Source organism: Streptomyces sp. NPDC006711 (genome assembly GCF_042869775.1).
Lineage (GTDB): Bacteria > Actinomycetota > Actinomycetes > Streptomycetales > Streptomycetaceae > Streptomyces.
Genome location: NZ_JBIAGO010000001.1, coordinates 508,727 through 530,382, shown reverse-complemented (window position 1 = coordinate 530,382; position 21,656 = coordinate 508,727). Strand labels below are relative to the sequence as shown.

Sequence of the window (21,656 nt, the reverse complement as noted above, 5' to 3'; positions counted from 1 at the left end):
CGAATGGGGTCTGGGGCGGAGCCCCCGGGGGCCCTGGCTGCGGGCCGTGGGTGGCTGGGTGCGCAGTTCCCCGCGCCCCTAACTACTCGGCCCTGGTCCGGACCGGCGACTTCAGCCTGTCCGGCGTTTGAGGACGAGCGCCCTTCAGGCGCGAATGGGGTCTGGGGCGGAGCCCCCGGGGGCCCTGGCTGCGGGCCGTGGGTGGCTGGGTGCGCAGTTCCCCGCGCCCCTAACTACTCGGCCCTGGCCCGGACCGGCGACTTCAGCCCGTCCGGCGTTTGAGGACGGGCCCGGGGCGGAGACCCAGGGGAGTTCGGCTGCGGGCCGTGGTCGCTCCCCGCGCAGTTCCCCGCGCCCCCGGCGGGGCTGGCGCCGGCCCGCGTTTGCGACTTCGGCGCGCCGGCACGGTCACCCCTTCGCGCCGCGTGGCAACCCACGTTGGGTCAGCCACGCCCGGTACAGGGGCGAGGCCGACGCCGCCTCCCAGTACGCCGCCTCCAGATCCGCCCCGACCCCCGCGAGCTCACCCCCGTACGCCCCCTCCCGTACCGCCACCACCAGCCGCACCCCCAGCGGATCCCCCCGCAGCGGCCGGATGGCGAAGTCCGCGCGCGGCTGTGACGTCGGCTGGCACAGGGTCACCACCTCGCCCGTGGCGACCAGACCCGCGGCGGTGAGGTAATCCCCGCGCAGGACACGGGGATTGAGCCCCGCCGCGTGCAGGACGCGCCGCAACCCCTCCCATTCGCCCTCCACGCTGGGGTCGACCATCCACTGGTCGTCGGCGAGGTCGGCCAGGTCAACGACGGGGTGACGCGCCGCGGGATGGTCGGCGGCCAGGCACACGAACTGCGGCTCGCGCTCCAGCAGCGTCCGCAGATCGAGCCCCGCCGGCACCCGCAGCGGACAGCCCTCCACCTCGTGCACGAACGCCACGTCCAGCTCACCCGCCGCCACCTGCCGCAGCAGCGCGGTGGCCGAAACCGCCACCTGGAGCTCGGTCTCCGTACCCGGCAGCCGCTCCCGCAGCCGCCGCAGCCACCCGGGTATGGCCCGGCTCGCGGTGGACCCGATCCGCAGCCGCCCCGCCCCGCCGGCCCGGGCGGCCGCGGCCCGCGTCTCGGTGACGAGGGCGGTGAGCGCGGCCAGCAGCGGCCGGGCCCGCCCGACCACGCCGAGGCCCAGCACCGTGGGCACACAGCCGGTCCGCTCACGCGAGAAGAGCCGCCCGCCCAACGTCCGCTCGATGCGCCGCAGTTGGGTCGTCACGGCGGGCTGACTCGTACCCAGCGCCCGGGCGGCACCGTGCAGACTCCCGGCGTCGGCGATGGCGCACAGCACCCGCAGATGTCTCACCTCCAGCTCCATGCGGCCGAGGTTAAGCGGCGCCAAGTGATCACACCAGATGGCCAAAACCGCTCCGATACGCGGGAGTTATCGCACATCGGCATCATTCCCGTACGTCGCTGTGGCCTCCACAATCACCGGGACGACGCCGCGCCGCGACCCACCCGACCGGGGTGCGCGCGTCGGCCTTCACCTCACCCGGGTGCGGCCCACCCAGCCGTACCCGGATCCCCCACAACGATTGGTGACCCCCCATGAGACACCCCCGCACCTTCGCCGTGACCGCCGCCCTGGGCCTGGCCCTCGCCGGTTTCGGCGCGATCCCCGCCACCGCCGCCACCCCGGCCACCACCGCGCCCACCGCCGCCGGCGCGCACTTCACGGCTTCCGGCAAGCACTCCGCCGCCCATGAGCAGGCGTTCTACGACGCCGTCATGAAGTCGGTCGCCAAGAAGCGCGCCGCCAACCCGCTCGCCGCGTCCGTGACGGTGTACTACAGCACCGCCAACGCGCCCAGTTTCCGCTCGCAGATATCGCAGGCCGCGCAGATCTGGAACTCCTCGGTGCAGAACGTGCGGCTCGCGGAGAGTTCGTCCGGCGCGGACTTCCAGTACTACGAGGGCAACGACCCCCAGGACGGTTCGTACGCCTCGACCGACGGCCACGGCAACGGTTACATCTTCCTGGACTACGGCCAGAACCAGCAGTACTACTCGGTGCGGGTCGTCGCGCACGAGACCGGCCACGTGCTGGGGCTTCCCGACCACTACTCGGGGCCGTGCAGTGAGCTGATGTCCGGCGGCGGGCCCGGCACGTCGTGCCGCAACGCCTACCCCAACAGCACCGAGAGGTCCCAGGTGAACAGCCTCTGGCGCAACGGGCTCGCCTCGGCGTTCAAGTCCGCCGCGTAGGCCTCTGGCAGCATGGGGGGATGCCTTCCAGTGCGTCTCCTCGCCGGTCCTGCCCGTTCTGCGGTCGTGACGTCGCCGTGGTGGCGGGCAGGTTCGTGCGGCACGATCCGCGTACGCGGGGCGCGGGTGAGCTGACGCTCTGCCCGGGTTCCAAGCGCGGCGCCCCGGCCCCGCCCGCCCAGGCCACCCTGGACGGCTTCACCCTGCCCCCCTTCCCGGGCCAACTCCCCTTGTTCTGACGCCTGGCTCCCGGCCCCTGACTCCCGCCCCGGACCCCGTTCTCAGGGGGCCGGGGCGGTGATGCCCCGGGCGGCGGCGACCTCCTGGCGCAGGGGGGCCAGGACCCCCTCCTCGTCGCCCGCGAGCGCCGCCCGCACACCCACCAGCGTCGAACGCCGCCGCAGCCCCGCCGCCAACTCCCGCAGCTGCGCCGCGATGTCCTCCACCTCGCCGGCCGCAGGCCACCCCGCGCCGTGGTTGACCCGCACCCGCGCCGCCGTCGTCGCGTCCACGACCCGCTCGACCGCGACGACCAGCGGCCACCACGCCGCCGCCCGCGCCCCCATCGGCGGGGGTTCCGTCAACGCCCGCTGGAATTCGCTGCGTACCGTCGACAGGTCCCGGTAGAGCCGGCGCCTGCGCCGGGCCCGTTCGGTGCGGTCGTCCTCGGATCCGAAGGCGTACTCCACGTAGTCCGCCGTCGCCGCCACCGCGTCCGCGAGCCGCGCCCCGATCCGGGTGTGCCAGCTCTCGGGCCACAGCAGATACCCCGCGATCAGCGCGATCGCGCAACCGATGAGGCTGTCCCACAGGCGCGGCAGGACCAGGTCGAAGCCCTGGTGGTTCAGGACGTCCGAGAGCAGCAGGATCACCGGCGTGATGGCCGCGGTCTGGAAGGCGTACCCCTTGGCGGAGAACGCCGGGATGAACGCGGCGAGCAGCAGCATCACCGGCACGTCCCACCAGCCGCGCGGCACCTCGGCGAGCACGGCCGCCGCGACGAGCAGGCCGCCCGCCGTGCCGACCGCGCGCGTCAGGGCCCGGGCGAACACCGAGCCGAAGTCGGGTTTGAGGACGAAGACGATGGTCAGGGCGACCCAGTACGAGCGCTCCACCGGCACCACCGACACCAGCGCCTGGGCGAGCCCGATGCACAGGGCGAGCCGTAGTCCGTAGCGCCAGGAGGTGGCGGAGAGCAGGACGTCGCGGGTGGCGCGGCGCGCGCGGATGCGCGGGGCGGCGGGGCGGCCGAGCCGGTCGTCGAGGGCGGAGTGCTCGGGGTCGGGGTGGTGCACCACGACGAAGGCGTGCCGCAGGGCGGTGTCCAGGGCGCGTTCGGCCGGGGTCGCGGGCGCGGGCAGTACGGGTACGACGGCGTCGGTGCGGCCCTCCTCGACCGCGTCCGCCAACTGCCGTACGGCGCGCGGGATCGCGGGGTCCACGCCCCAGCCGCGCAGATGCACGGCGGGGGCCGCCTCGACGATCGGGATCACCACGTTGAGCTGGGCGAGCAGCCGTACGAGCTCCCCGCGGCGTCCGTGTTCGCGGGCCCGGCGGCCGAGGATCAGGTCGTAGGTGGTGTTGAGGGAGTGGGTGAGGGCCTGGCGCCGGGCGTCGTACGCCTCGCTCGCGGCCGCCTCGATGGCGTCGGCGGCCGCGCGGTAGGTGCCCGCGACGGCGCCCCGTTCGGGTTCGGTGCGCCGAAGGGGCCAGCCGAGCAGACTCAGGAGCAGCACGAACAGGCCGCCCAGGCTGAGCAGCAGGGGCGCCTTCCACCAGGGCCCCGGCATGGGCAGTCCGGCCCCGACCACGGCGTTGAGCAGGAGCAGCAGCCCGGACACGGAGGCGACCGCGCCGATCGAGGAGATCATTCCGGACACCAGCGCGACCAGGGTGAGCGCGGCCACCGCGAGCCAGCCGTGCCCGAAGACCAGGCTGCCCACGGTGACCCCGAGCGCGCCGAACAGCTGCGGCACGGCGATGTTGAGGACCCGCATCCGGTAGGCGTCCGCGGTGTCGCCGATGACGCCGCTGAGCGCGCCCATGGAGGCCAGCGCGCCGTACGCGCTGTTTCCGGTGGCCATCCCCACGGCGAGCGGGGCGGCCATCGCGATGCCGGCGCGGGCGACGGCCGGCCAGGGGATGGGCGCGGGGGCCGGGCGCAGCCCCCCGATGAGCCATTCCGGGGGCACGGGCCACCCGCTCCGTCCCCCGTCCCGCTCTCGCTTCTGATCAGCCATGAGCACACGACACCGTAAAAAGATCACTTGGTGCAAACAGGACGGCCAACGGCGTCGTAAATGTTGTCCACAGGCTGTGGATTGTTTTCGGGTTTTTCCGCGCCGTGATCGGTACGCCGTGATCGGTCCCGCGTGATCGGTACGGCGTGACCGGCGCTGCCTGCCCGGCGCCGCGCAATCCGCTACCCGCCGTACAGGCCGAGCCCCACGAGCAGCGCCCGGTGGTCCGTGCCGCCCAGGGTGAGAAAGCGCGCGGAGGTCGCCTTGAAGTCGCCGCTCACCAGAACGTGGTCGATCTGGGTGCGCAGCGGTGTGGTGCGGTCGGCGGGCCAGGACCAGGCGCGGGCCTGTCCGGTGAGCCGGGCGCTGTCGTGCAGGGCGCCCTCGTCGAGTACGGAACGGAACAGCGCGTGGTCCTGCGTGGCGTTGAAGTCCCCGGCCAGGATGACCGGTCCGCCCCTGGCCGACTTCGCGAACTCCCTTACCCTGCCCAGCTCTTGATGCCATGCCGTGTCGTTCCCGGGCAGCGGGGGCATGGGGTGCGCGAGCTGGATCCGTACCTCGCGCCCGCCAATGGTGGCGACCGCGCCCGGCATCGCCATCTGTGACGGGATGCGCGCGACCGGCCGGAGCGGGAAACGGCTCAGTATCGCCGAGCCCGCCGAGCCGTCCTGCCGTACGACATCGCGATAGGGGTAGTCCGAGAGCGGCAGCGCGGCGAGCGCGTCGGAGCAGCGGAAGCCGCACTCCTCCACGAACACCAGGCCGGGCTTCTCGCGCCGGACGGCGGCGATCAAACCGTCCGTCGCCCAGCCGAACTCGGTGTTGGAGGTGAGCACCGTGAACTCGGCGCGTATGGATCCCGCGGGCCGGGTCGTGGCGTCACCGTAGGGCTGGGTGTACCAGCCGGTGACCGCGAGCACCGCCACCCCCCACACCATCCCCGTACGCCACCGCCCGAGCGCCACAAGCGCGAGCCCCGCGCCGCCCGGGACGAGCAGCCAGGGCAGGAACGCGAGCGCCTGCGGCACCGGTGTGACGCCGTCCGAGCCGGCGGCCCTGCATCCCACCACCGCACTGACCCCGGCGAGCAGCAGCGCCCCGGCCCACGCGGACACCACCCGCAAGGGACGCCGACGGCGGCCGCCGGTCACCTCGTGGTCCGCCAGGGTCCCGGTCTCCAAGGTGTCCAAGGCGGCGTGCCTCCCGCTAGCCGGTCACAGCGTTCGCATCCTCCCTCACGGACGGCCCGGCGGCCGGGACGGTTGCTCAAGCCTTTGCCCGCGCCGGACCCGGCGTCCGCGGCCACCCATCAGCGGACCGGCGAGCCAGCCCACGAGGGCCAGCGCGAGACCGGACGCGAGCAGGGCCCACGCCGCCGTGCTCACCAGGGCGCTGAGCACGTCGTAGACCGCGCCCGCCGCCGAGGGATCGGAACCGGCGGGAAGCCCGTCGAGCGTGCGGGACCTGCCGACGGCGACCAGCACCCGCAGGGCCGCCGCGCCGGCCGCGAGCCCGACCCCCACCCCGATCAGCGCGCGACGGCAGCGCACCGCGAGGGGCGCCGGTCCGGCCGGAGGGAGGTCGGTGTCTTCCACGGTGTCTTCCACGGAGATCCCATTCGCCGACGTGCGGATTACGGGTAGGCGCGCACGCGTCCACGTAATCCCGGGTTGCCCATCGGCGCGCGCGGGTGTGCGCTGGATGGGGGACGCAGGTCCCTGTCCCGGCAAGCGGAAGGAGTGCCGCCATGGCCGCACACGCTTCGGTACCCGCCACGAGTTCGAGCCGCCGCCGCACGGCTCACCACCTCGGCAGAGCCGCCCTCGCGGTCCCGGTCGTCCTCGGCGTGGCGTACGGCATCTGGGCCGCAGCCATCCAGCGCAACGGCGGCAGCGGCGTGCTCACCGGCGGTCAGATCGTCCTGGGCGTCGTGTCCGGCCTCGTCCTGATCGTCCTCGGTATCGGGCTGCTGCGCGCCCAGTCCGCGCTGCCCCGCGAGCTCCGCGCGGCCGCCTACGCCACGCTCTTCGGCGGCGCGATGGGCTTCCTGTACAGCCTGGCCGACCACAGCGTCCTGCGCTCGTCCGGGATCGGCGCGATCTGGGGCGGCGCGATGTTCCTCGTCTCGTTCTACGTGTTCTACACACACGAGGACTGAGCGGCGCGGGGGCTGAGCGGCGCGAGACGGGGCGGCGGCACCCCGCGCGGCACCAAGGCCCAGGCCGCCCGGGCCCCGGGCCCTGGGCGTCCGCACCCCGCGCGGCACCGGGGCCCCCGCCGCCCGGGCCCTGGGACCCCCGCCGCTCGGGCCCCGGGCCCCTGGGCGTCCGCACCCCACGCAGGCACCAAGGCCCCCGCCGCCCGGGCCCTGAGCCTCCGCCGCTCGCGCCCGGGTCCTGGGCGTCCGCGCCCTGCCCGGCTACAGTGGAGCCATGTCGTACGCGTCGCGGTGTCGCACCCACCTCTGCTGGTGGCGCTCCTTCTAGGAGCGGCCACGACGCACGTACGCCATCGCCAGCGGGCCGTTCCCTCCGTGGACGGCCCCTTTTTGTTGCCCTCGCCGCAGCCGCAGTGGGCGCCGTCCCGGCCCGCCCCCGCCACCCACTGCCTCCCGAGGAGCCACGATGACCACGACCCCGCAGATGCTGACGCGCCCCACCGCCGCCACCGCCGCCCCGGTCGCCCCCGCCACCCCCGACCGCATCCTGACCGGCGACCGTCCCACCGGCCCCCTCCACCTCGGCCACTACTTCGGCACCCTGCGCAACCGGGTCCGGCTCCAGAACGAGGGCGTGGACCTCTTCCTCGTCATCCCCGACTACCAAGTGCTCACCGACCGTGACGTCGCCGAGCGCCTGGGCGAGCACGTGGAGGGCCTGGTCCTGGACTACCTCGCCGCAGGCGTCGACGCGGACCGCGCCACGATCTTCACGCACAGCGCGGTCCCCGCCCTCAACCAGCTGCTCCTGCCCTTCCTGAGCCTGGTCTCGGTCGCCGAGCTCGGCCGCAACCCCACCGTCAAGGACGAGATCGCCCACTCCCGCCAGGCGGCGGTCTCGGGCCTCATGTACACCTACCCGGCCCACCAGGCCGCCGACATCCTGTTCTGCAAGGCGACCCTGGTCCCGGTCGGCCGCGACCAGGAGCCGCACCTGGAGCTGACCCGCACGATCGCCCGGCGCTTCAACGAGCGCTACGGCCCGGTCTTCCCCGAGCCCCGCACGCTGCTCTCCGAGGCGCCGCTGCTGCTCGGCACGGACGGTACGAAGATGAGCAAGAGCCGCGCCAACTCCCTTGCGTTGAGGGCGAGTTCGGACGACACCGCGCGCCTGATCCGGGGCGCGAAGACCGACGCCACCCGGCTCATCTCCTACGACCCCGAGCACCGCCCCGAGGTGAGCAACCTCGTGCTGATCGCCGCGCTCTGCCAGGACCGGGATCCGCACGAGCTGGCGGCCGAGATCGGCACGGGGGGCGCCGCCGCCCTGAAGGCCACGGTGACCGAGGCCGTTAACACCTACTTCGCCCCGCTCCGGGCCAGGCGCGCCGAGTACGCCCAGGACCTGGGCCACGTACGGCAGTTGCTGCACGAGGGCAACAGGCGGGCGAACGAGCTGGCCGAGAAAACCTTGACGGAGGTACGCGAGGCCATGGGCACCACCTACTGAGCCCGCCCGCCCCGGCCTGTCGGGGGCGCGGGGAACCGGGCGAGCAGAGCGCACCCACCCCCGCGCCCCGCCGGTGGGTTCCTAGACTGGGTGCGCGAGGACCCGGATCCGAAGGACAGGGCGGCGACGATGGCTGAACAGCGCAGGGGCGTGCGCATGCGGTGGCTTGTGCTGCCCGCGGCCGCGCTGATGGCCTGGGGATGCGTACGCGGCGGCGGCGCGGGCCAGGGCTCGGCGGACCCGCCCTCCCGCACCCCCGCCTCCACCGCGTCGGCGAACCCCTCCCCGAGCCCGTCCCCGAACGGCGCCTACGACCCCGCCGCGTTCGCGCCGCAGGTGCGTACGTACGCGAAGAAGGCCGGGATCAGCGCCCAGCTCCTGATGGCCATCCTCTACAACGAGGCCTACAAGCCGCACGACCCCGCCTTCGAGCGGAGCTGGCAGAAGTACAAGCCGGACGCCGCCTTCGGCATCGCGAACATGCACCGGGCCGCCTTCGACGAGACCAAGCGCGGGCGGGACTTCGCCGCTCGCAGCTGGGAGGAGCTGCCCGACGACCGCGCCCTCGCGGTCGAGGCGGCGGCCTGGTACCTGCACGACATGTCCGCGCAGCTGCCCGCGCACTGGCAGGGCCCGTACTCACGCGAGGAGCTGATGGCGCTCGGCTACAACGCCGGCGGCGGCAACATGGCGGCGTTCGCGCGGGGCGCGAAGCCGGGGAGCCAGGCGTCGGACTACCTGTCGCGGCTGCGGGACAACTGGACCAAGGCCGGCAAGGCGGTCGGCTAGCGCGGCGGCCGCGCGAGACCGAGCACCCGCAGGGCGTGGGCGAGCGAGACCATCGTCATGTGGTGGTGCCAGCCACGAAAGGACCGCCCCTCGAAGTCCCGCAGACCCAGCGGCTCAGCGACCTCGGCCAGATCGCGCTCCACCCGGCGGCCGAGCATCGCGATGCGGAAGAGCGCGCCCGGCTGCGAGGGGTCCACATTGGTGAGCCAGAACGCGTCCGGCTCCGCCCGGCCGGCTGTCGTCCACGCGGCGAGCAGGGTCAACGCCTGGGTGCGGCCGGACGCTCGGCGGTCCCGCGGAACGACTTGGGCGACGCCCACCGAGGTGGCGCGCAGCGTGCCGGTGGCGTGGTCGAACCACTCCACGGGCATCCGGCGTCCGTTCAGCGCCGTGAGGAGGCCGGGCCGCCCCGCGCCGCGCGGACCGGTGGCCGCCGCCCCGACGCGTACGACGAACGAAAGTTGACGCGCCGTCAACTGTGCGCAGACGCCGTACGGGTCACAGTCCCGCAGATCCATCACGACAGGGCGGGCCCGCAGACCCCACCCTTCGGTCATCTCGGCGAGCGAACCGATCGCGCACCGTTCCGGCGGACAGGCGCCCACCCCGTCCGGTATGGCGGCGCGTTCGCGCGGCCCGGCCTCCTCGCTCCAGCACGCGGGCAGCGCGATGCGCCAGTCGACGGGGCAGCTCGCCCGGTCGGATGCCAGCCAAATGCCGCTCGCGCGCTGGCAGTTGACGACGCGTCCGTATTGCGGCACGAACTGCCGTTGTACGCCCACCGAGTGGCGCCCCTCCTTGGTGATGACCAGGGGCCGCACCACCCAGGCACGCGCCTGCGCCCGTTCGTCGAAGAGCCGGGCCACTTCCGCGCGGACCGGGGCGGAGCCCCATGGGGACTTGCTGATGAACTGGTACAGGCTCTGCTCGGCGCTGCCACCGCCGTTGCCGCTTCCGCTTCCGCCCGCGCTCCCGGCGCCGGCGAGTGCCCGCATGGTCTTCTTCCCCTCGACCGAGAGCAGCCCGCGCACATACGCCTCGCCCCAGCGCCGTTGATCCGCGCGGGGAAGGGAGGCGAGCGTACGGCGGAGCAAATCGGTGACGGCATCCGATGAAACCGCTTCCGACGGGAACGCATCCGATGACTCCGATGACTCCGATGACTCCGGTGCATCCGATGGAATACCGCCGGGAATTCCCTGTCCGGTTCCGGAAACCAGCACGGCCATGTCCAGCCCCCTCCACGATAAAGCGGAACGCGTCGAAACCGCGGCCGGCCGGAGTCCGAACGGTCTCCACGGCACCGACCCGCGTCACACGCATCGACCGGACGCACCGAACACCGGCCGATGAGCCACCCGGGTCGCGTCGCGCGGCGCGGGCTAGGGGGTGTCTGGTGGATCAGGGTCGCCCCCGGCCATGGTCCACCAGACACCCCCTAGGTGTCCCGCAGGAGATCCGGCTGGGCGTCCCGCAGGGAATCCGGCGGCGAGGCATCCGGGCCGGTGGGGGCTTTCTTAGCCGTTCCTTGGTTGATATTCATGACGGCCTCCCCTGGGCGGCCCCTGCTTCTTTCGTTGACTTCCGTTCCGAAAGGCTCCCCGAGCACCCCGAACCTTCCCCGGGCTTTTCGTCAGCAGAAGCATCCCGCAGAAAAGCACCCGCGCTCGGTTCTCGCTGGCATCATGATTACGCAATGCGAAAACAAGAAGGGGAGGCACATGTGCGGAAATCCTGACATCGCGGCACAAGGCGCTGTGCCGCGCCCCTGCGACTGGGGACTCGAGCGGTACCGCGAGGCGCTGGCCGAGGGGCCCATAGGGGGTGAAATCCCCACATGCCTGCGGGAGTTGGGCCTGCTGCGTCCGCTGGCCGAAACGCCGACGGTGTGGGCGGCAGTGCCGCCGGACATCGCCGCCGGCGCGCTCGTACGCCCCCTGGAGCGTTCGGTCCTCGACCAGCGGCACGCCATCGCGGTGATCCAGGAGGCCGTCTCGCTCGCCGAGCACGTCTACCGCGACGAGCACCGGGACGCCGCGATCCCGCTGAGGCTGCTGCACGGCGCCGACCTCATCCACTCCGTGCTGCTGCGGGCCAGGGACGACTGCGCCTCGGAGATGCTGACCGCGCAACCGGGCGGCTCGCGCGATCCCTCGGCGCTCCAGCGCACCCTGCCGCAGGAGATCGCGATGTCCCTGCGCGGGGTCAAACAGCGCACCCTCTACCAGCACACCGTGCGCGCCCACGGTCCCACGCTCGCCTACATCGAGCAGATCGCGGCGGCGGGCGCAGAGGTGCGTACGCTCGACGAACTCTTCGACCGGCTGATCGTCTTCGACCGCCGGCTCGCCCTGATCCCCGACCCCCGGCACGAGCTCAGGACCACGGCGCTCCTGATCGAGCACCCGGCGGTGGTGGGGTACCTGGTCAAGGTCTTCGACCACGCGTGGGCGCGCGCCGAGCCGGTCACGATGACCGCCGAGCAGGCGCGGCCCCGCCTGATGACCGACGAGACCCGGCGCGCGGTGCTGCGCCTCATGGTCGAGGGGCACACGGACGCGGTCATCGGCACCCGGATCGGCATCAGCACCCGTACGGTCTCCACCCACATCAAGAAGGCGTCGGAGCTGTTCGGCAGCCGCAGCCGGGCTCAACTCGCCTATCTGCTCGCGCAGTCGGGGACCCTGGAGGACGGACCGGCGCGACCCGCCGCGACGACCGCCTGAGGCCAACGCCCCGACCGGGGCCGGGCGCTGGAGGTCAGGAAGTACGTGCCCGATCCTTGGCCGCCGTCCCGACCCGGCGCGACGCTGCCGTCCATGACAACCGAGAGCATCGACGCCACTCCCGTGGCGGCCGCCGGGGCGGCGCGGACCGGGCCACCCGCCGCGCCGCCGCGTACCGCCGGCCGCTTCCTCGGGATCGCGGTCGGTAACTTCCTCGTCCTGATGGACGCGTCCATCCTGAACGTCGCCCTCCCCGACCTGCGCCAGGGTCTGCACGCCTCGACGGGCGCGCTGGCGTGGACGGTCGACGCGTACACCGTCGTCTTCGCGGGCCTCATGCTCGCCTCCGGCTCGTTCGCGGACCGTTTCGGCCCGCGCCGCGTCTACCGGACGTCCCTGATCGGGTTCGGCGTCGTCTCGCTGCTGTGCGCGCTCGCGGGCTCGGCCGGGCTGCTCATCACGGGCCGCGCCCTGCTGGGCGTCGCGGCGGCGGGCCTCGTGCCGGCCTCGCTGGCCCTGCTCGCCGGGCTCTACCCCGACCCCGCCGGACGGGCGCGCGCGGTGGGCGCGTGGGCGGCGGTCAGCGCGCTCGGCCTGGTCTGCGGGCCGGTGCTCGGCGGCGCTCTGGTCGCGCTCGGCGGCTGGCAGCTCGTCTTCCTGGTCAACCCGCCCATCGCGCTGGTGACCTGGTTCGCCGCGCGGGGCTTTCCCGCCGACGCCAAGCGCCCGCACCGGCCGGTCGACGCGCCCGGCCTCGTGCTGTCCGTCGTGGGCCTCGGCACGCTGACGTACGGGCTCGTCGAGGGCGGCACCTCGGGCTGGGGCGGGCCGGCGCCGGTCGTCGCGGTGGCCGTGGCCGCCGTCGCGTTCGTCGCCCTCGCGCTGGTGGAACGCCGGGCCGCGTTCCCCGCGCTGCCGCCCGCGCTGCTCGTACGGGCCCGGGTGCGGGCCGCGATGATCGCCGGGGGCGCCGCGTCCTTCGTCTTCTACGGGCTGCTCTACGCGATGACCCAGTGGATGGTCGACGAGCGCTCCCTCTCGCCCCTGCGAACAGGACTCGCCTTCCTGCCGATGACGGTGCCGCTGGCGGTGCTGCCGCTGTTCACGGGCCGACTGGTGGCCCGGGTCGGCACGCGTCCGCTGATCGTGTTCGGGCTCGTGTGCGGTCTGCTGTCCGGGGTGATCCTGGCGTTCTCGGGAACCGAGACCCCGTTCGCGCTGCTCGTCGCCGCGCAGCTGATGCTGGCGCTCGGCTCCACGACGGCGATCCCGGCCTCGACGGCCGACGTGGCGATGACGGCGCCGGCCGAGTACGCGGCCACGGCGCAGGGGGCGCTCAACGCGTCCCGGCAGGCGGGGTCCGCGCTCGGCGTGGCGGTGCTCGGCACGCTGGTCTCCATGCACCGCATAGGCCTGACCGTCGCGTCGTTCGCGACCCTGGCCCTGCTGGCGGTCCTGACCCTCTTCGCCCGCGCGAGCCGTGAGAACCCCACGCCGTAACACGACCCGGGGCGGCTCCTCGCGCCCCTGGCGGGGCTGGTGCCGGCCCGCGTGGGCCGACCCTGGGGCAGGGCTCATGCTGGCCCATACGCTTGGGGGAGATTGAGGACGAGCGCGTTCAGCGCGAATGGGGTCTGGGGCGGAGCCCCAGGGACCCCGGCTGCGGACCGTGCGTGGCTGGTCGCGCAGTACCCCGCGCCCCTGGCGGGGCTGGTGCTGGCCGGTCTGTGGGTGCGGAGTTCGTTCGGGCTTTGACGGGCTGTCAGTAGGGCTGCCATCTGGGCGTCCAGGGCGCGGATGCGCGCGGAGGGCATCCGGTAGCGGTCGTGCGCCGCGCGTGGCCGAGGAACGGAAACGCCCCCTGCTCGGTGAGGGCCGTCACGCGGCGGCTGCGGCAGGCTTGCGGGCTCCGGCCACCAGGGGTACGGCCAGGACCGCGACCGGCAGAGCCATCGCCGCCCCGACCAGAATGCCGCTCCAGGCCACCCCCACCGCGGCGGCGGCGCCGCCGACGGTCGTGCCGACCACGAGGAAGACGTCGGACAGCGGGACCAGGGTCGCGTAGTAGCGCCCGTTCAGCTCCACGGGAAGACGCTTTTGCACCTCGGCGAAGTACACCACCGAGGCGATGGACTCGAAGACGCCGGCCACGAACAGCAGAGCAAGCGCGACGACGGCGTTACCCGCCACGCACAACGCGACCCAGCACAGGCCTTCCAGGACGTTTCCGAGAAGGTAGACCAAGCCCTGGTTCCAGCCGCGGAACCGAGCCGCGACCACCGCCCCGACCGCGCCGCCGAAGCCCATCGCGGCCAGCAGGTAGCCGAACATCGCCGGGACCCCGGCGAAGTGCTCCCAGGCGTACGAAGCCAGGAAGGTGCGTCCGAGCCCCAGCGCGATCATGTACGTGAAGGCGGTGAGGGTCAGCGAGGCCAGCCGGGCGTCGCCGCGCACCATCCGGGTGAGGCTCGCGGCGCCCTGAACCAGTGAACGCAGCCATATCGCGAGCCAGTTGGCGCGGCCATCGCGCGAGGTGGCCGGGTCGGCCGGCCCGGCGGCGACGGCTCGGGTGGCGCGCGGCAGCCCGACGAGCAGAAGGGCGGCCCCGGCCGCGGTGACGGCTTCCACACCGAACAGCGCGTTCAGGCCGAGTCCCGCCGCCGTGACACCGGCCAGGGCGGGGCCGAGCAGCTTGGGGATGCGCTCTGCGGCGACGATGAGCCCGTTGCCCTCCAGTTCGCTTCCCTGCGGGATCACGTGCGGGCGAAGCGCCATGGTGGCGGGGAAGCTGAACATGTAGCCGACGCCGATGGCCAGCGCCAGGGCCTGGATCTGCCACATGGCCGTGGTGAAGGGGAACAGAGCCGCGATGAGCCCGCTGGCCAGGGCGGCCGTCATGGCGACCTTTCGCGGGTCGTGGCGATCGACGATCTGGCCCGCCAGCGGTCCGAGCAGGATGTTGGGCAGGAAACGCACCGCGAGCGTGGCACCTGCCTCCAGCCCGATCCCGTACTGCCGGATCACCAGCAGCGGTAGGCCCACGGTGGTCATCGCCGAGCCGAGTTCCAGAACGAAGAGGGACGCGATGAGCCGCAAGGCGCCGGGAGTTTTCAGCATGTGGAGGAAACCGGCCGCAGAGCGCTGCCCGGTGTCTTCGCGCTCCTCTGGTGCACGTTCTGCGGTGTGCCCGGACATGCGTTCCCTTCGCCGTGGTGAAAACAAGGATGGGCCCAGTGGCGGGCACCGGGCCACGCGTTTTACGCGGGCCCCTGGCGGGGTTTGCGCCGGCCCGTGGGCTGCCCCGGGGCAGGGCTCATGCTGGCCTGTGCAGGCAACCTCAGCCCGTCCGGCGTTTGAGGACGAGGCCGTTCAGGCCGATCGGGGTCTGGGGCGGAGCCCCGGGGAGTTCGGCTGCGGGTGGTGGTCGCTTCTCGCGCAGTTCCCCGCGCCCCTGACAGGGCTGATGCTGGCCCACACTGGCAACCCCAGCCCGTCCGGCGTTTGAGGACGAGCGCGTTCAGCGCGAACGGGGTCTGGGGCGGAGCCCCAGGGGCGGCTGCGGGCCGTGCGTGGCTGGGCGCGCAGTTCCCCGCGCCCCTGGCGGGGCTGGGGGCCGGCCCGGGTGGGTATCGCGCCCCTGGCGGGGCTGGGGTTGGCCCGCGTCGTGCGTCTGGTTAGCCCGGGTGGGGGGCTGTGCACAGGCGGGCGTGGGTGAGGTCCGCGCATGCCTCGGCCGCGCCGGGATCCGGCGCCACCAGCATCGGGCTCTCCGCGTCCGCCCCCGTCGCGCTGTCCCGCACCTCCGACCAGACCGTGTCGCAGGACGGACTGAACCGGAGCCGCACGGCGTACGACGCCGTCGTCACGGAGCTCTGCGTACGGGCATCCGTACGGCACGGCGAGGTGTCGGGATCGGCGCCCTCGCAGCTCGCCCCCCGGCAGGCGGCGGGCGCGGGAGCAGGCCCGGCCCGGTGCGCGGCGGCCGCCCACGTGGCACTCCCCACCAGGGCCAGCGCGGCCGCGACGGTCACCGTACGCCGGTGCCGCAGCCGTCTGCGCGGCACGGACCCGGACCCGGCCACGACAGGCGGCGGCGGCTCCGGGGGCCGGGCCGCCCGGTCCCAGAGTTCGAGCAGACGCGCGTGCTGCTCGGCGCCCCCCAGGGCGCCCAACGCGTCGACCGCGTCACGCGGCGGAAGGCCGTCCCCGTTGAGATACCGGTGCCACGCCGACTTGCTGTACGCGGTGCGGGCGCCCAGACCCGCAAGACTCAGGCCCGCCGTCTGCTTGAGGTGCCTCAACTCCTCGATCAGCAGCCGCCTTTCGGGCCGGGTCGACTCGGGCAACGGTCGCCACTGGGCCACGCGGTCCCTCCCAGAAGTCCACAAAGTCCCGTTCGCATGCCATCTGTACCCCTGTGGGGCCGGAGCCAAGCTCCGGCCCCACGGCGCGAACGGGCGAAGTCGCGGGATCTCAGGCGCCGGTCAGCACCACGGCACGTACGCCCCCGCCACCACCCGTACGTAGTGCGCCGAGACGTAGTGGCCCCGGTGTCCGGCCAGCCGGTACCAGACCCGGTTGCCGTGCACCGAGGTCCCGTCCTTCTTGCAGACCAGCGACACCTGGCGTCCCGAGCGCAGGGTGCCGGTGGCCCGGTAGGTGACGCCCGCGCCGGCCCGGACACGCAGCGAACGGCCCCGGCTCGTGGCCACCGTCCCCTGCGGCAGGACCTTGTGGTGGTGGGCGACGGCGGTGGCCGCCCCCGTCGACGCGGCGCTCGGCGCGGCCGGCGCGGCGGCCATCGCGGTCGCCGGGAACAGGGCGAGCAGAGCGGCGACGGCGACGACGCTGGTGCGCACGGTGTTTCGGTTCATGTCTGTCTTCTCCAAGAAGGTGCGGGGCCCCCGAGTAAGTGACCCTGTGTCAGCAAAGGTGTCCGGGGAGCGACGTGCGGATGCGTCCCAGCCGTCCCTGGGACGAATCGGGACGCGCCTCCGGGGGCCCGGGACGCCACGGAGGCCTCGTACGGCCCCGGCGGCCCCGCGTCCCGCCGCGTGACGCCCGCCCCGTTCACTCGCGTGGCGGAACGCCTGGGCCTCACTTAGCGTGAGGAAGGGGCGATCACCAACGCGGTACCGGCAAAACGCGGGACCGCCAAACGCGACACCGCCAGGCGCGAGAGCACCGACGCGAGATCACCGAGGGAGACGCGCACATGGGCCGTCACACCAAGGACGCCGCCGAGGAGGGACGCGCCCAGCGCATAGCGGCCGCGTCCGAGCGCCTGTCCGCCCCGCCCCCCGCCGCCGCGTACGCCGGTGGCGGCGTGCCCCCGCCCGGCGCGCCGCACACCGGGGCCCGGCACGAGCACCGCTGGCTCGTGCTCGGCGTCATCGCGCTGGCGCAGCTCATGGTCGTACTCGACGCGACCATCGTGAACATCGCGCTGCCCTCCGCACAGCGCGACCTCGGGTTCAGCGACGGGAACCGCCAGTGGATCGTCACGGCGTACGCCCTCGCCTTCGGCTCGCTGCTGCTGCTCGGCGGCCGCATCGCCGACCTGGTGGGACGCAAAATCGTCTTCCTGACCGGGCTCGTGGGCTTCGCGCTCGCCTCCGCCATCGGCGGCGCCGCGCCCAGCTTCGAGGTCCTGGTCACCGCGCGCGCCCTTCAGGGCGTCTTCGGCGCGCTGCTCGCGCCCGCCGCGCTCTCGCTGCTCACCACGACGTTCACCGACCCGAAGGAACGCGCGAAGGCGTTCGGCATCTACGGCGCGGTCGCCGGCACCGGCGGCGCGGTGGGTCTGCTGCTCGGCGGCGTCCTGACGGAGTACCTGGACTGGCGCTGGTGCCTGTACGTCAACCTCCTCTTCGCCGCGCTCGCCTTCCTCGGCGCCCTGCGGCTGCTGCACCCGGGCGCGCCCGCCGACCGTCCCAAACTCGACATCCCCGGCACCGTGCTGGTCTCGGCGGGCCTGTTCTGCATCGTCTACGGGTTCTCCAACGCCGAGACGCACGCGTGGAGTTCGTCGCGGACCTGGGGGTTCCTCGCGGCGGGCGGCGTCCTGCTCGTGGCGTTCGCCTGCTGGCAGACGCGGGCCAGGCACCCCCTGCTGCCCCTGCGGGTCGTCCTCGACCGGGACCGGGGCGCGTCCTACCTCGCCATGTTCATCTCCGGCGCGGGCATGTTCGGCGTGTTCCTGTTCCTGACGTACTACCTCCAGCAGATCCTGCGGTACTCCCCGGTCAGCACGGGGCTCGCCTTCCTGCCGATGGTGTTCGCGATGATCGTCAGCTCGGTGGTCGCGCAGAACAAGCTCGTGCCCCGGCTCGGCGCGAAGCCGATCGTGCCGCTCGGCATGGGGCTCGGCGCGGCCGGGCTCGCCTGGATGACGGCCCTGGACGCGACGAGCGGGTACGCGGGACATGTGCTGCCCCCGCTGCTCGTCATGGGCGTCGGCATGGGTCTGATCTTCGCCCCCGCCATGAGCATGGCCACGGCGGGAGTGGCCGCGCACGACGCGGGTGTCGCCTCCGCGATGGTCAACACCAGCCAGCAGGTGGGCGGTTCGATCGGTACGGCCCTGCTCAACACCCTGGCCACGAGCGCGGCCACCAGCTATCTGGTGGGCCGCCGCCCCACGCCGGAAACGCGGGTCAGGGCCCAGCTGGAGAGTTATTCGACGGCGTACTGGTGGTCGGCGGCCTTCTTCGCGCTCGGCCTGCTGGTCTCGGTCGTCCTCTACCGCAAGGGCCCGCCCCGGCAGGCGACGGGCCCGGCGGAGGGACCGGCGCACATGTGAGGCGCGGGCGGGCGCGCGGTCCGGTACGCGCGCCGCCACCCGGCCGGGTACGCGGCCCGCTCACTCCAGGCCCAGCCACCCCTCGAGGACGGCCTCGCGCTCGCGGGAGCGCAGGAGGTGGTCGGGCGGGGTCTCGTTCCACCACCGGGTGAGGACCGACGGCGAGGACTCGCCCCGTACGAAACGGGCGAGCAGCCCGAGCGAGAGGTCGGTCTCGCGCTGGGAGTACGCGATCGCCGCGCCGGAGTACACCCCGACCGTGGCCTGATCCCGCTCCTTCGTGGTGAGCGCCACCGACATCCGGGCGGGATCGCTGGGAGACCACAGGTCGAACACGGCGGCCGCCACGGTCACCGCGTGGATCGTCCACCGCACGGGCGCGGACCGGACCGGCACGTCGTCCACCCGCAGGTCGAGCAGGTCGGCCCAGGGCCAGTCCCGTGGCTCGGGCCCGGTGCGGTGTGCGCCGTCGGGCGTGAGCAGTACGCCCGTGTCCCCGTCGCCGGGGGGCGTGCCGAGGTGGACCTCGTCGGCGGTGATCCAGAAGAGCCCGACCATGCTTCCGGCCCCGTGGTTCGCGGCCGGCGAGGGCGACGAGGGCGATGACGGTGTCGATCGCAAAGCCAACTACTCCTAAGGTCCGTCTGTCCGGCGGGCCGCTGCCCGGCCGCCAAGTTGCCTGTCCGGCGGGCCGCTGCCCGGCCGCCGCGCGGCGCACACCCGTGCCCAAAGATCCGAACATAAGACCGCCGCCCCCGTCGGCCGACGAATTCACGCCAGCGCCAACTGCGCGGTGGCGATGACATTTGTCCTGCGGCAGTCAGGACGCTTCACTCTGCCCCCGCACCCGCCCCCGACGGGAGGATCAGTGATGTCGGCAAGGGCCGGCGGATCACTGGGAACAGGGTGAGGGGAACGCCATGAGCGCCACGGTCGCGACGGAGATGCCGGTCAAGACGCAGACGCCGGTTCAGGTCGAGGGCCGGACGGCCGCAGCCTGGACGGAGCCGCTGAAGGGGCTGCCGAACTGGTACTTCCCGCTGGTGGGCCTCTTCGCCGGCATCTTCGACATCGCCCGGGCCTACCCGGTCCTGTACGCGCTGATCCCGGTCGTCGCCATCGTCCAGATCGTGCTGGCCTGCACGGTGTTGAAGGCCCGCATCCGCTTCATGAAGTCGCTGTGGAAGAACAAGCGCACCCGGTTCCTGGCGCTCGGCCTCCTGGCGGTCCGTTTCGTCATCCGCTACGGCCTCGGCCTCGCGGGCCTTGCCCTCGGGGCGGCCACGGGCGAGCTCACGGTGGGCATCGTGATGGCGGTCATCGGTACGGCGATGGCCTGGGGCGACCAGTGGCTGATCCTGCGCACCCTGCGCCACGCCCGCGCCACGCGGACCGTGTGACCATTCCGCCGCGAACACGCAGGCCCCGGTGCCGGTTTCCCCGGCCCCGGGGCCCGCGTCTGTCCCCTCACCCCGGTACGGGAGAGCTACCCGTACCTCTGGAGAGCCACCGGCGACCGGCCCGGGAGAGCTACGGACGAAGCGGTTCTCCAGAGCGACGCCGACGAGGGGGCGCGCCCCTTAACCTCGGCGGCGGAACACCATCCCCCCAAGGGCCATGCCGCCACCGCCTCGCCGCACACCCGTGCCGACGCCGTCACGGGCGGTCCCGGGCGGGGTACCGCCAGGATGAGCAACAGGATGAGGGAGACGTCGCGTGCCTAGGGTGAGCCGGATGGGGACGGGGCAACGAGCACGCGGGCAGGGGAGCGAGAGCGCGGGGCGGCTGGTGTCCGGCGGGGCGCGCGCGGCGCTGCGCACGGTGTGCCGGGACCTGCTGGGGTCCGAGCGGCCAGTGCGCGGGCGCGGACCTGCGAGCGCCGGGCAGGGGTGGCTCGCGTGGCGGCCCGCGATCCTGATGCCGCTGCTGCTCGTGGCGGTCTCGGCCATGGCGGGCGCGGCCAAGGAGTACACCGAGGACTTCCAACTGGACACCTGGGCGGGGACGGTGGCCGCCGTGGTGCAGGCGGGCGCGATGGTCACCGCGCTCTACCGGCCGCTGGCCTCCTGGCGGGCGACGACCATCGTGACGGTCGTCGCCGGGCTGTGGGCGGGGAGCCAGGCAGGCCCGGACGCGCTCTACCCCTGGAACGCGGCCGGGATCGCGATGACCGCCGAGGTCCTGCTCCTGGTCTCGCTCACGCACCGGCCCCGGATCGCCGCCGAGGCCCTGGTGGTCAGTTTCGGGGCGGGGCTGCTGTGCGCCGCCGTGCCCGGCGAGCGCCACACCTCCGTCGGCGTGGGCGTCGCGGCGGTGTGCTTCACGGTCGCCGCGGTGCTGGGGGCGGCGCTGCGCGGGCTCGGGGTGGCCCGTACGCAGCTCGTCGCGCAGGAGGAACTGACCGCAGAGGAGCGGGCCCGGCGCACCCTCCTTGAGGAGCGCGGCCGGATCGCGCGCGAGCTGCACGACGTGGTGGCCCACCACATGTCGGTCATCTCCATCCAGGCACAGGTCGCGCCCCACCTGGTGGAGGACCCGTCGGACGAGCTGAAGGAGAACCTGGCGGGCATACGGCAGAACGCGGTCGAGGCGCTGACCGAACTCCGTCGGGTGCTGGGGGTGTTGAGATCGGACGGGCCCACGGGGCCGGACGGGTCCACGGGATCCGGGGGGCCCACGGGGTCCGGGGGGAACGGGTCGCGGGTGCCGGGGGCGGTCCGGGGCGCGCGGCACGCCCCCCAGCCCTCGCTCGACCGCATCGACGAGCTGGTGGCCAACGTGCGGGGCGCCGGCCTGACCGTGACGTCCACCGTCCTCGGCACCCGGCGCACCCTGGCACCCGGGGTGGAGCTGTCCGCCTTCCGCATCGTGCAGGAAGCGCTCAGCAACGCGATGCGGCACGCGCCGGGCGCGACGGTGGCGGTGCTGATCGCCTACCACAGGACCGAGCTCGCCCTGCGGGTCACCAACACCGCGCCCGACCGGCCGGTCGCGCCCTCGCCCGGCGCCGGGCACGGGTTGCTGGGGATGCGGGAGCGGACTGCGATGCTGGGCGGGGAGCTGGCGGTGGGGGCGACGCCGGACGGGGGGTACGAGGTCAGCGCGACCCTGCCGCTGGACGCGTCCCCGTCCTGACCGGGCCCGGACCGCCCGGCTCCGGTGGACCACGA

The 21,656-nt window shown here is 73.5% G+C and carries 19 protein-coding genes; 10 read left to right on the top strand and 9 right to left on the bottom strand.

Annotated features, from left to right (window positions below; genetic code table 11):
- Positions 1-408: 408 nt before the first annotated feature.
- Entirely contained in the window at positions 409-1,368 is a 960-nt protein-coding gene (locus ACFYM2_RS02325; protein ID WP_388832677.1) for a LysR substrate-binding domain-containing protein, read from the bottom strand.
- Positions 1,369-1,601: 233 nt separating this feature from the next.
- Here ACFYM2_RS02325 and snpA point away from each other — a divergent pair, with 233 nt between their 5' ends.
- A complete protein-coding gene (gene snpA, locus ACFYM2_RS02320; protein ID WP_358999680.1) occupies positions 1,602-2,258 on the top strand; it encodes a snapalysin in 657 nt (218 codons plus the stop codon).
- A gap of 20 nt (positions 2,259-2,278) precedes the next feature.
- Positions 2,279-2,497, top strand: a complete 219-nt coding sequence (locus tag ACFYM2_RS02315; RefSeq protein ID WP_388832673.1) for a hypothetical protein — start codon at positions 2,279-2,281, stop codon at positions 2,495-2,497.
- 42 nt (positions 2,498-2,539) lie between these two features.
- On the opposite strand, the gene ACFYM2_RS02310 is transcribed toward ACFYM2_RS02315, so the two are convergent.
- The 3 genes from ACFYM2_RS02310 to ACFYM2_RS02300 form a co-directional block, all read right to left on the bottom strand.
- On the bottom strand, positions 2,540-4,498 hold the full coding sequence (locus tag ACFYM2_RS02310; RefSeq protein WP_388458242.1) for an FUSC family protein: 1,959 nt from the start codon (positions 4,496-4,498) through the stop codon (positions 2,540-2,542).
- A 182-nt stretch (positions 4,499-4,680) separates the two neighbouring features.
- Positions 4,681-5,682, bottom strand: coding sequence for an endonuclease/exonuclease/phosphatase family protein (locus tag ACFYM2_RS02305; protein ID WP_388833090.1), 1,002 nt, complete (start codon positions 5,680-5,682; stop codon positions 4,681-4,683).
- Positions 5,683-5,736: 54 nt separating this feature from the next.
- A complete protein-coding gene (locus ACFYM2_RS02300) occupies positions 5,737-6,096 on the bottom strand; it encodes a hypothetical protein (protein ID WP_388832671.1) in 360 nt (119 codons plus the stop codon).
- A gap of 152 nt (positions 6,097-6,248) precedes the next feature.
- On the opposite strand from ACFYM2_RS02300, the gene ACFYM2_RS02295 reads away from it, so the two are divergent.
- From ACFYM2_RS02295 to ACFYM2_RS02285, 3 genes are all read left to right on the top strand, one after another.
- Positions 6,249-6,659, top strand: a complete 411-nt coding sequence (locus ACFYM2_RS02295) for a hypothetical protein (protein ID WP_388832668.1) — start codon at positions 6,249-6,251, stop codon at positions 6,657-6,659.
- Between the two features lie 484 nt (positions 6,660-7,143).
- The gene (gene trpS / locus ACFYM2_RS02290) at positions 7,144-8,169 is read left to right on the top strand and encodes a tryptophan--tRNA ligase (protein WP_388833087.1); all 1,026 of its coding nucleotides are present in this window, start codon (positions 7,144-7,146) and stop codon (positions 8,167-8,169) included.
- A 129-nt stretch (positions 8,170-8,298) separates the two neighbouring features.
- Positions 8,299-8,958 carry a transglycosylase SLT domain-containing protein gene (locus ACFYM2_RS02285; protein ID WP_358999696.1) on the top strand — a complete coding sequence of 220 codons (660 nt, stop codon included), beginning with the start codon at positions 8,299-8,301 and terminating at the stop codon, positions 8,956-8,958.
- Here ACFYM2_RS02285 and ACFYM2_RS02280 read toward each other — a convergent pair.
- Positions 8,955-10,052 carry an IS701 family transposase gene (locus ACFYM2_RS02280; RefSeq protein ID WP_388832665.1) on the bottom strand — a complete coding sequence of 366 codons (1,098 nt, stop codon included), beginning with the start codon at positions 10,050-10,052 and terminating at the stop codon, positions 8,955-8,957. The genes ACFYM2_RS02285 and ACFYM2_RS02280 overlap by 4 nt on opposite strands.
- A 627-nt stretch (positions 10,053-10,679) precedes the next feature.
- Here ACFYM2_RS02280 and ACFYM2_RS02275 point away from each other — a divergent pair.
- Together ACFYM2_RS02275 and ACFYM2_RS02270 are read left to right on the top strand one after the other, a co-directional pair.
- A complete protein-coding gene (locus ACFYM2_RS02275; protein WP_388832662.1) occupies positions 10,680-11,684 on the top strand; it encodes a LuxR C-terminal-related transcriptional regulator in 1,005 nt (334 codons plus the stop codon).
- A 93-nt stretch (positions 11,685-11,777) separates the two neighbouring features.
- Entirely contained in the window at positions 11,778-13,184 is a 1,407-nt protein-coding gene (locus ACFYM2_RS02270) for an MFS transporter (protein WP_358999705.1), read from the top strand.
- A 378-nt stretch (positions 13,185-13,562) separates the two neighbouring features.
- Here ACFYM2_RS02270 and ACFYM2_RS02265 read toward each other — a convergent pair whose 3' ends face one another.
- The 3 genes from ACFYM2_RS02265 to ACFYM2_RS02255 form a co-directional block, all read right to left on the bottom strand.
- On the bottom strand, positions 13,563-14,801 hold the full coding sequence (locus ACFYM2_RS02265; protein ID WP_358999708.1) for an MFS transporter: 1,239 nt from the start codon (positions 14,799-14,801) through the stop codon (positions 13,563-13,565).
- 557 nt (positions 14,802-15,358) lie between these two features.
- A complete protein-coding gene (locus ACFYM2_RS02260; protein WP_388832658.1) occupies positions 15,359-16,048 on the bottom strand; it encodes a DUF2690 domain-containing protein in 690 nt (229 codons plus the stop codon).
- A gap of 120 nt (positions 16,049-16,168) precedes the next feature.
- Positions 16,169-16,558: a hypothetical protein gene (locus ACFYM2_RS02255; protein ID WP_388832655.1), complete on the bottom strand. Its 390-nt coding sequence runs from the start codon at positions 16,556-16,558 to the stop codon at positions 16,169-16,171.
- Between the two features lie 536 nt (positions 16,559-17,094).
- Here ACFYM2_RS02255 and ACFYM2_RS02250 point away from each other — a divergent pair.
- Positions 17,095-18,486: an MFS transporter gene (locus ACFYM2_RS02250; protein WP_388833084.1), complete on the top strand. Its 1,392-nt coding sequence runs from the start codon at positions 17,095-17,097 to the stop codon at positions 18,484-18,486.
- A gap of 60 nt (positions 18,487-18,546) precedes the next feature.
- Here ACFYM2_RS02250 and ACFYM2_RS02245 read toward each other — a convergent pair whose 3' ends face one another.
- Positions 18,547-19,044 (bottom strand): hypothetical protein, encoded by a 498-nt coding sequence (locus ACFYM2_RS02245; RefSeq protein ID WP_388458258.1) that lies wholly within the window; start codon positions 19,042-19,044, stop codon positions 18,547-18,549.
- 362 nt (positions 19,045-19,406) lie between these two features.
- On the opposite strand from ACFYM2_RS02245, the gene ACFYM2_RS02240 reads away from it, so the two are divergent.
- Both ACFYM2_RS02240 and ACFYM2_RS02235 read left to right on the top strand, forming a co-directional pair.
- Positions 19,407-19,886, top strand: a complete 480-nt coding sequence (locus ACFYM2_RS02240; RefSeq protein WP_358999722.1) for a hypothetical protein — start codon at positions 19,407-19,409, stop codon at positions 19,884-19,886.
- Positions 19,887-20,220: 334 nt separating this feature from the next.
- Positions 20,221-21,621, top strand: coding sequence for a sensor histidine kinase (locus ACFYM2_RS02235; protein ID WP_388832652.1), 1,401 nt, complete (start codon positions 20,221-20,223; stop codon positions 21,619-21,621).
- The last annotated feature ends 35 nt before the right edge of the window (positions 21,622-21,656 follow it).

Bases quoted from the DNA above. Each gene is read 5' to 3' on its own strand.
- ACFYM2_RS02275 (WP_388832662.1), top strand. From the start codon at position 10,680: ATGTGCGGAAATCCTGACATCGCGGCACAAGGCGCTGTGCCGCGCCCC.
- ACFYM2_RS02295 (WP_388832668.1), top strand. From the start codon at position 6,249: ATGGCCGCACACGCTTCGGTACCCGCCACGAGTTCGAGCCGCCGCCGC.
- ACFYM2_RS02315 (WP_388832673.1), top strand. From the start codon at position 2,279: ATGCCTTCCAGTGCGTCTCCTCGCCGGTCCTGCCCGTTCTGCGGTCGT.
- ACFYM2_RS02245 (WP_388458258.1), bottom strand. From the start codon at position 19,044: ATGGTCGGGCTCTTCTGGATCACCGCCGACGAGGTCCACCTCGGCACG.
- ACFYM2_RS02270 (WP_358999705.1), top strand. From the start codon at position 11,778: ATGACAACCGAGAGCATCGACGCCACTCCCGTGGCGGCCGCCGGGGCG.
- ACFYM2_RS02310 (WP_388458242.1), bottom strand. From the start codon at position 4,498: ATGGCTGATCAGAAGCGAGAGCGGGACGGGGGACGGAGCGGGTGGCCC.
- ACFYM2_RS02255 (WP_388832655.1), bottom strand. From the start codon at position 16,558: ATGAACCGAAACACCGTGCGCACCAGCGTCGTCGCCGTCGCCGCTCTG.
- trpS (WP_388833087.1), top strand. From the start codon at position 7,144: ATGCTGACGCGCCCCACCGCCGCCACCGCCGCCCCGGTCGCCCCCGCC.
- ACFYM2_RS02285 (WP_358999696.1), top strand. From the start codon at position 8,299: ATGGCTGAACAGCGCAGGGGCGTGCGCATGCGGTGGCTTGTGCTGCCC.
- ACFYM2_RS02325 (WP_388832677.1), bottom strand. From the start codon at position 1,368: ATGGAGCTGGAGGTGAGACATCTGCGGGTGCTGTGCGCCATCGCCGAC.
- snpA (WP_358999680.1), top strand. From the start codon at position 1,602: ATGAGACACCCCCGCACCTTCGCCGTGACCGCCGCCCTGGGCCTGGCC.
- ACFYM2_RS02235 (WP_388832652.1), top strand. From the start codon at position 20,221: ATGGGGACGGGGCAACGAGCACGCGGGCAGGGGAGCGAGAGCGCGGGG.
- ACFYM2_RS02265 (WP_358999708.1), bottom strand. From the start codon at position 14,801: ATGCTGAAAACTCCCGGCGCCTTGCGGCTCATCGCGTCCCTCTTCGTT.
- ACFYM2_RS02240 (WP_358999722.1), top strand. From the start codon at position 19,407: ATGAGCGCCACGGTCGCGACGGAGATGCCGGTCAAGACGCAGACGCCG.
- ACFYM2_RS02250 (WP_388833084.1), top strand. From the start codon at position 17,095: ATGGTCGTACTCGACGCGACCATCGTGAACATCGCGCTGCCCTCCGCA.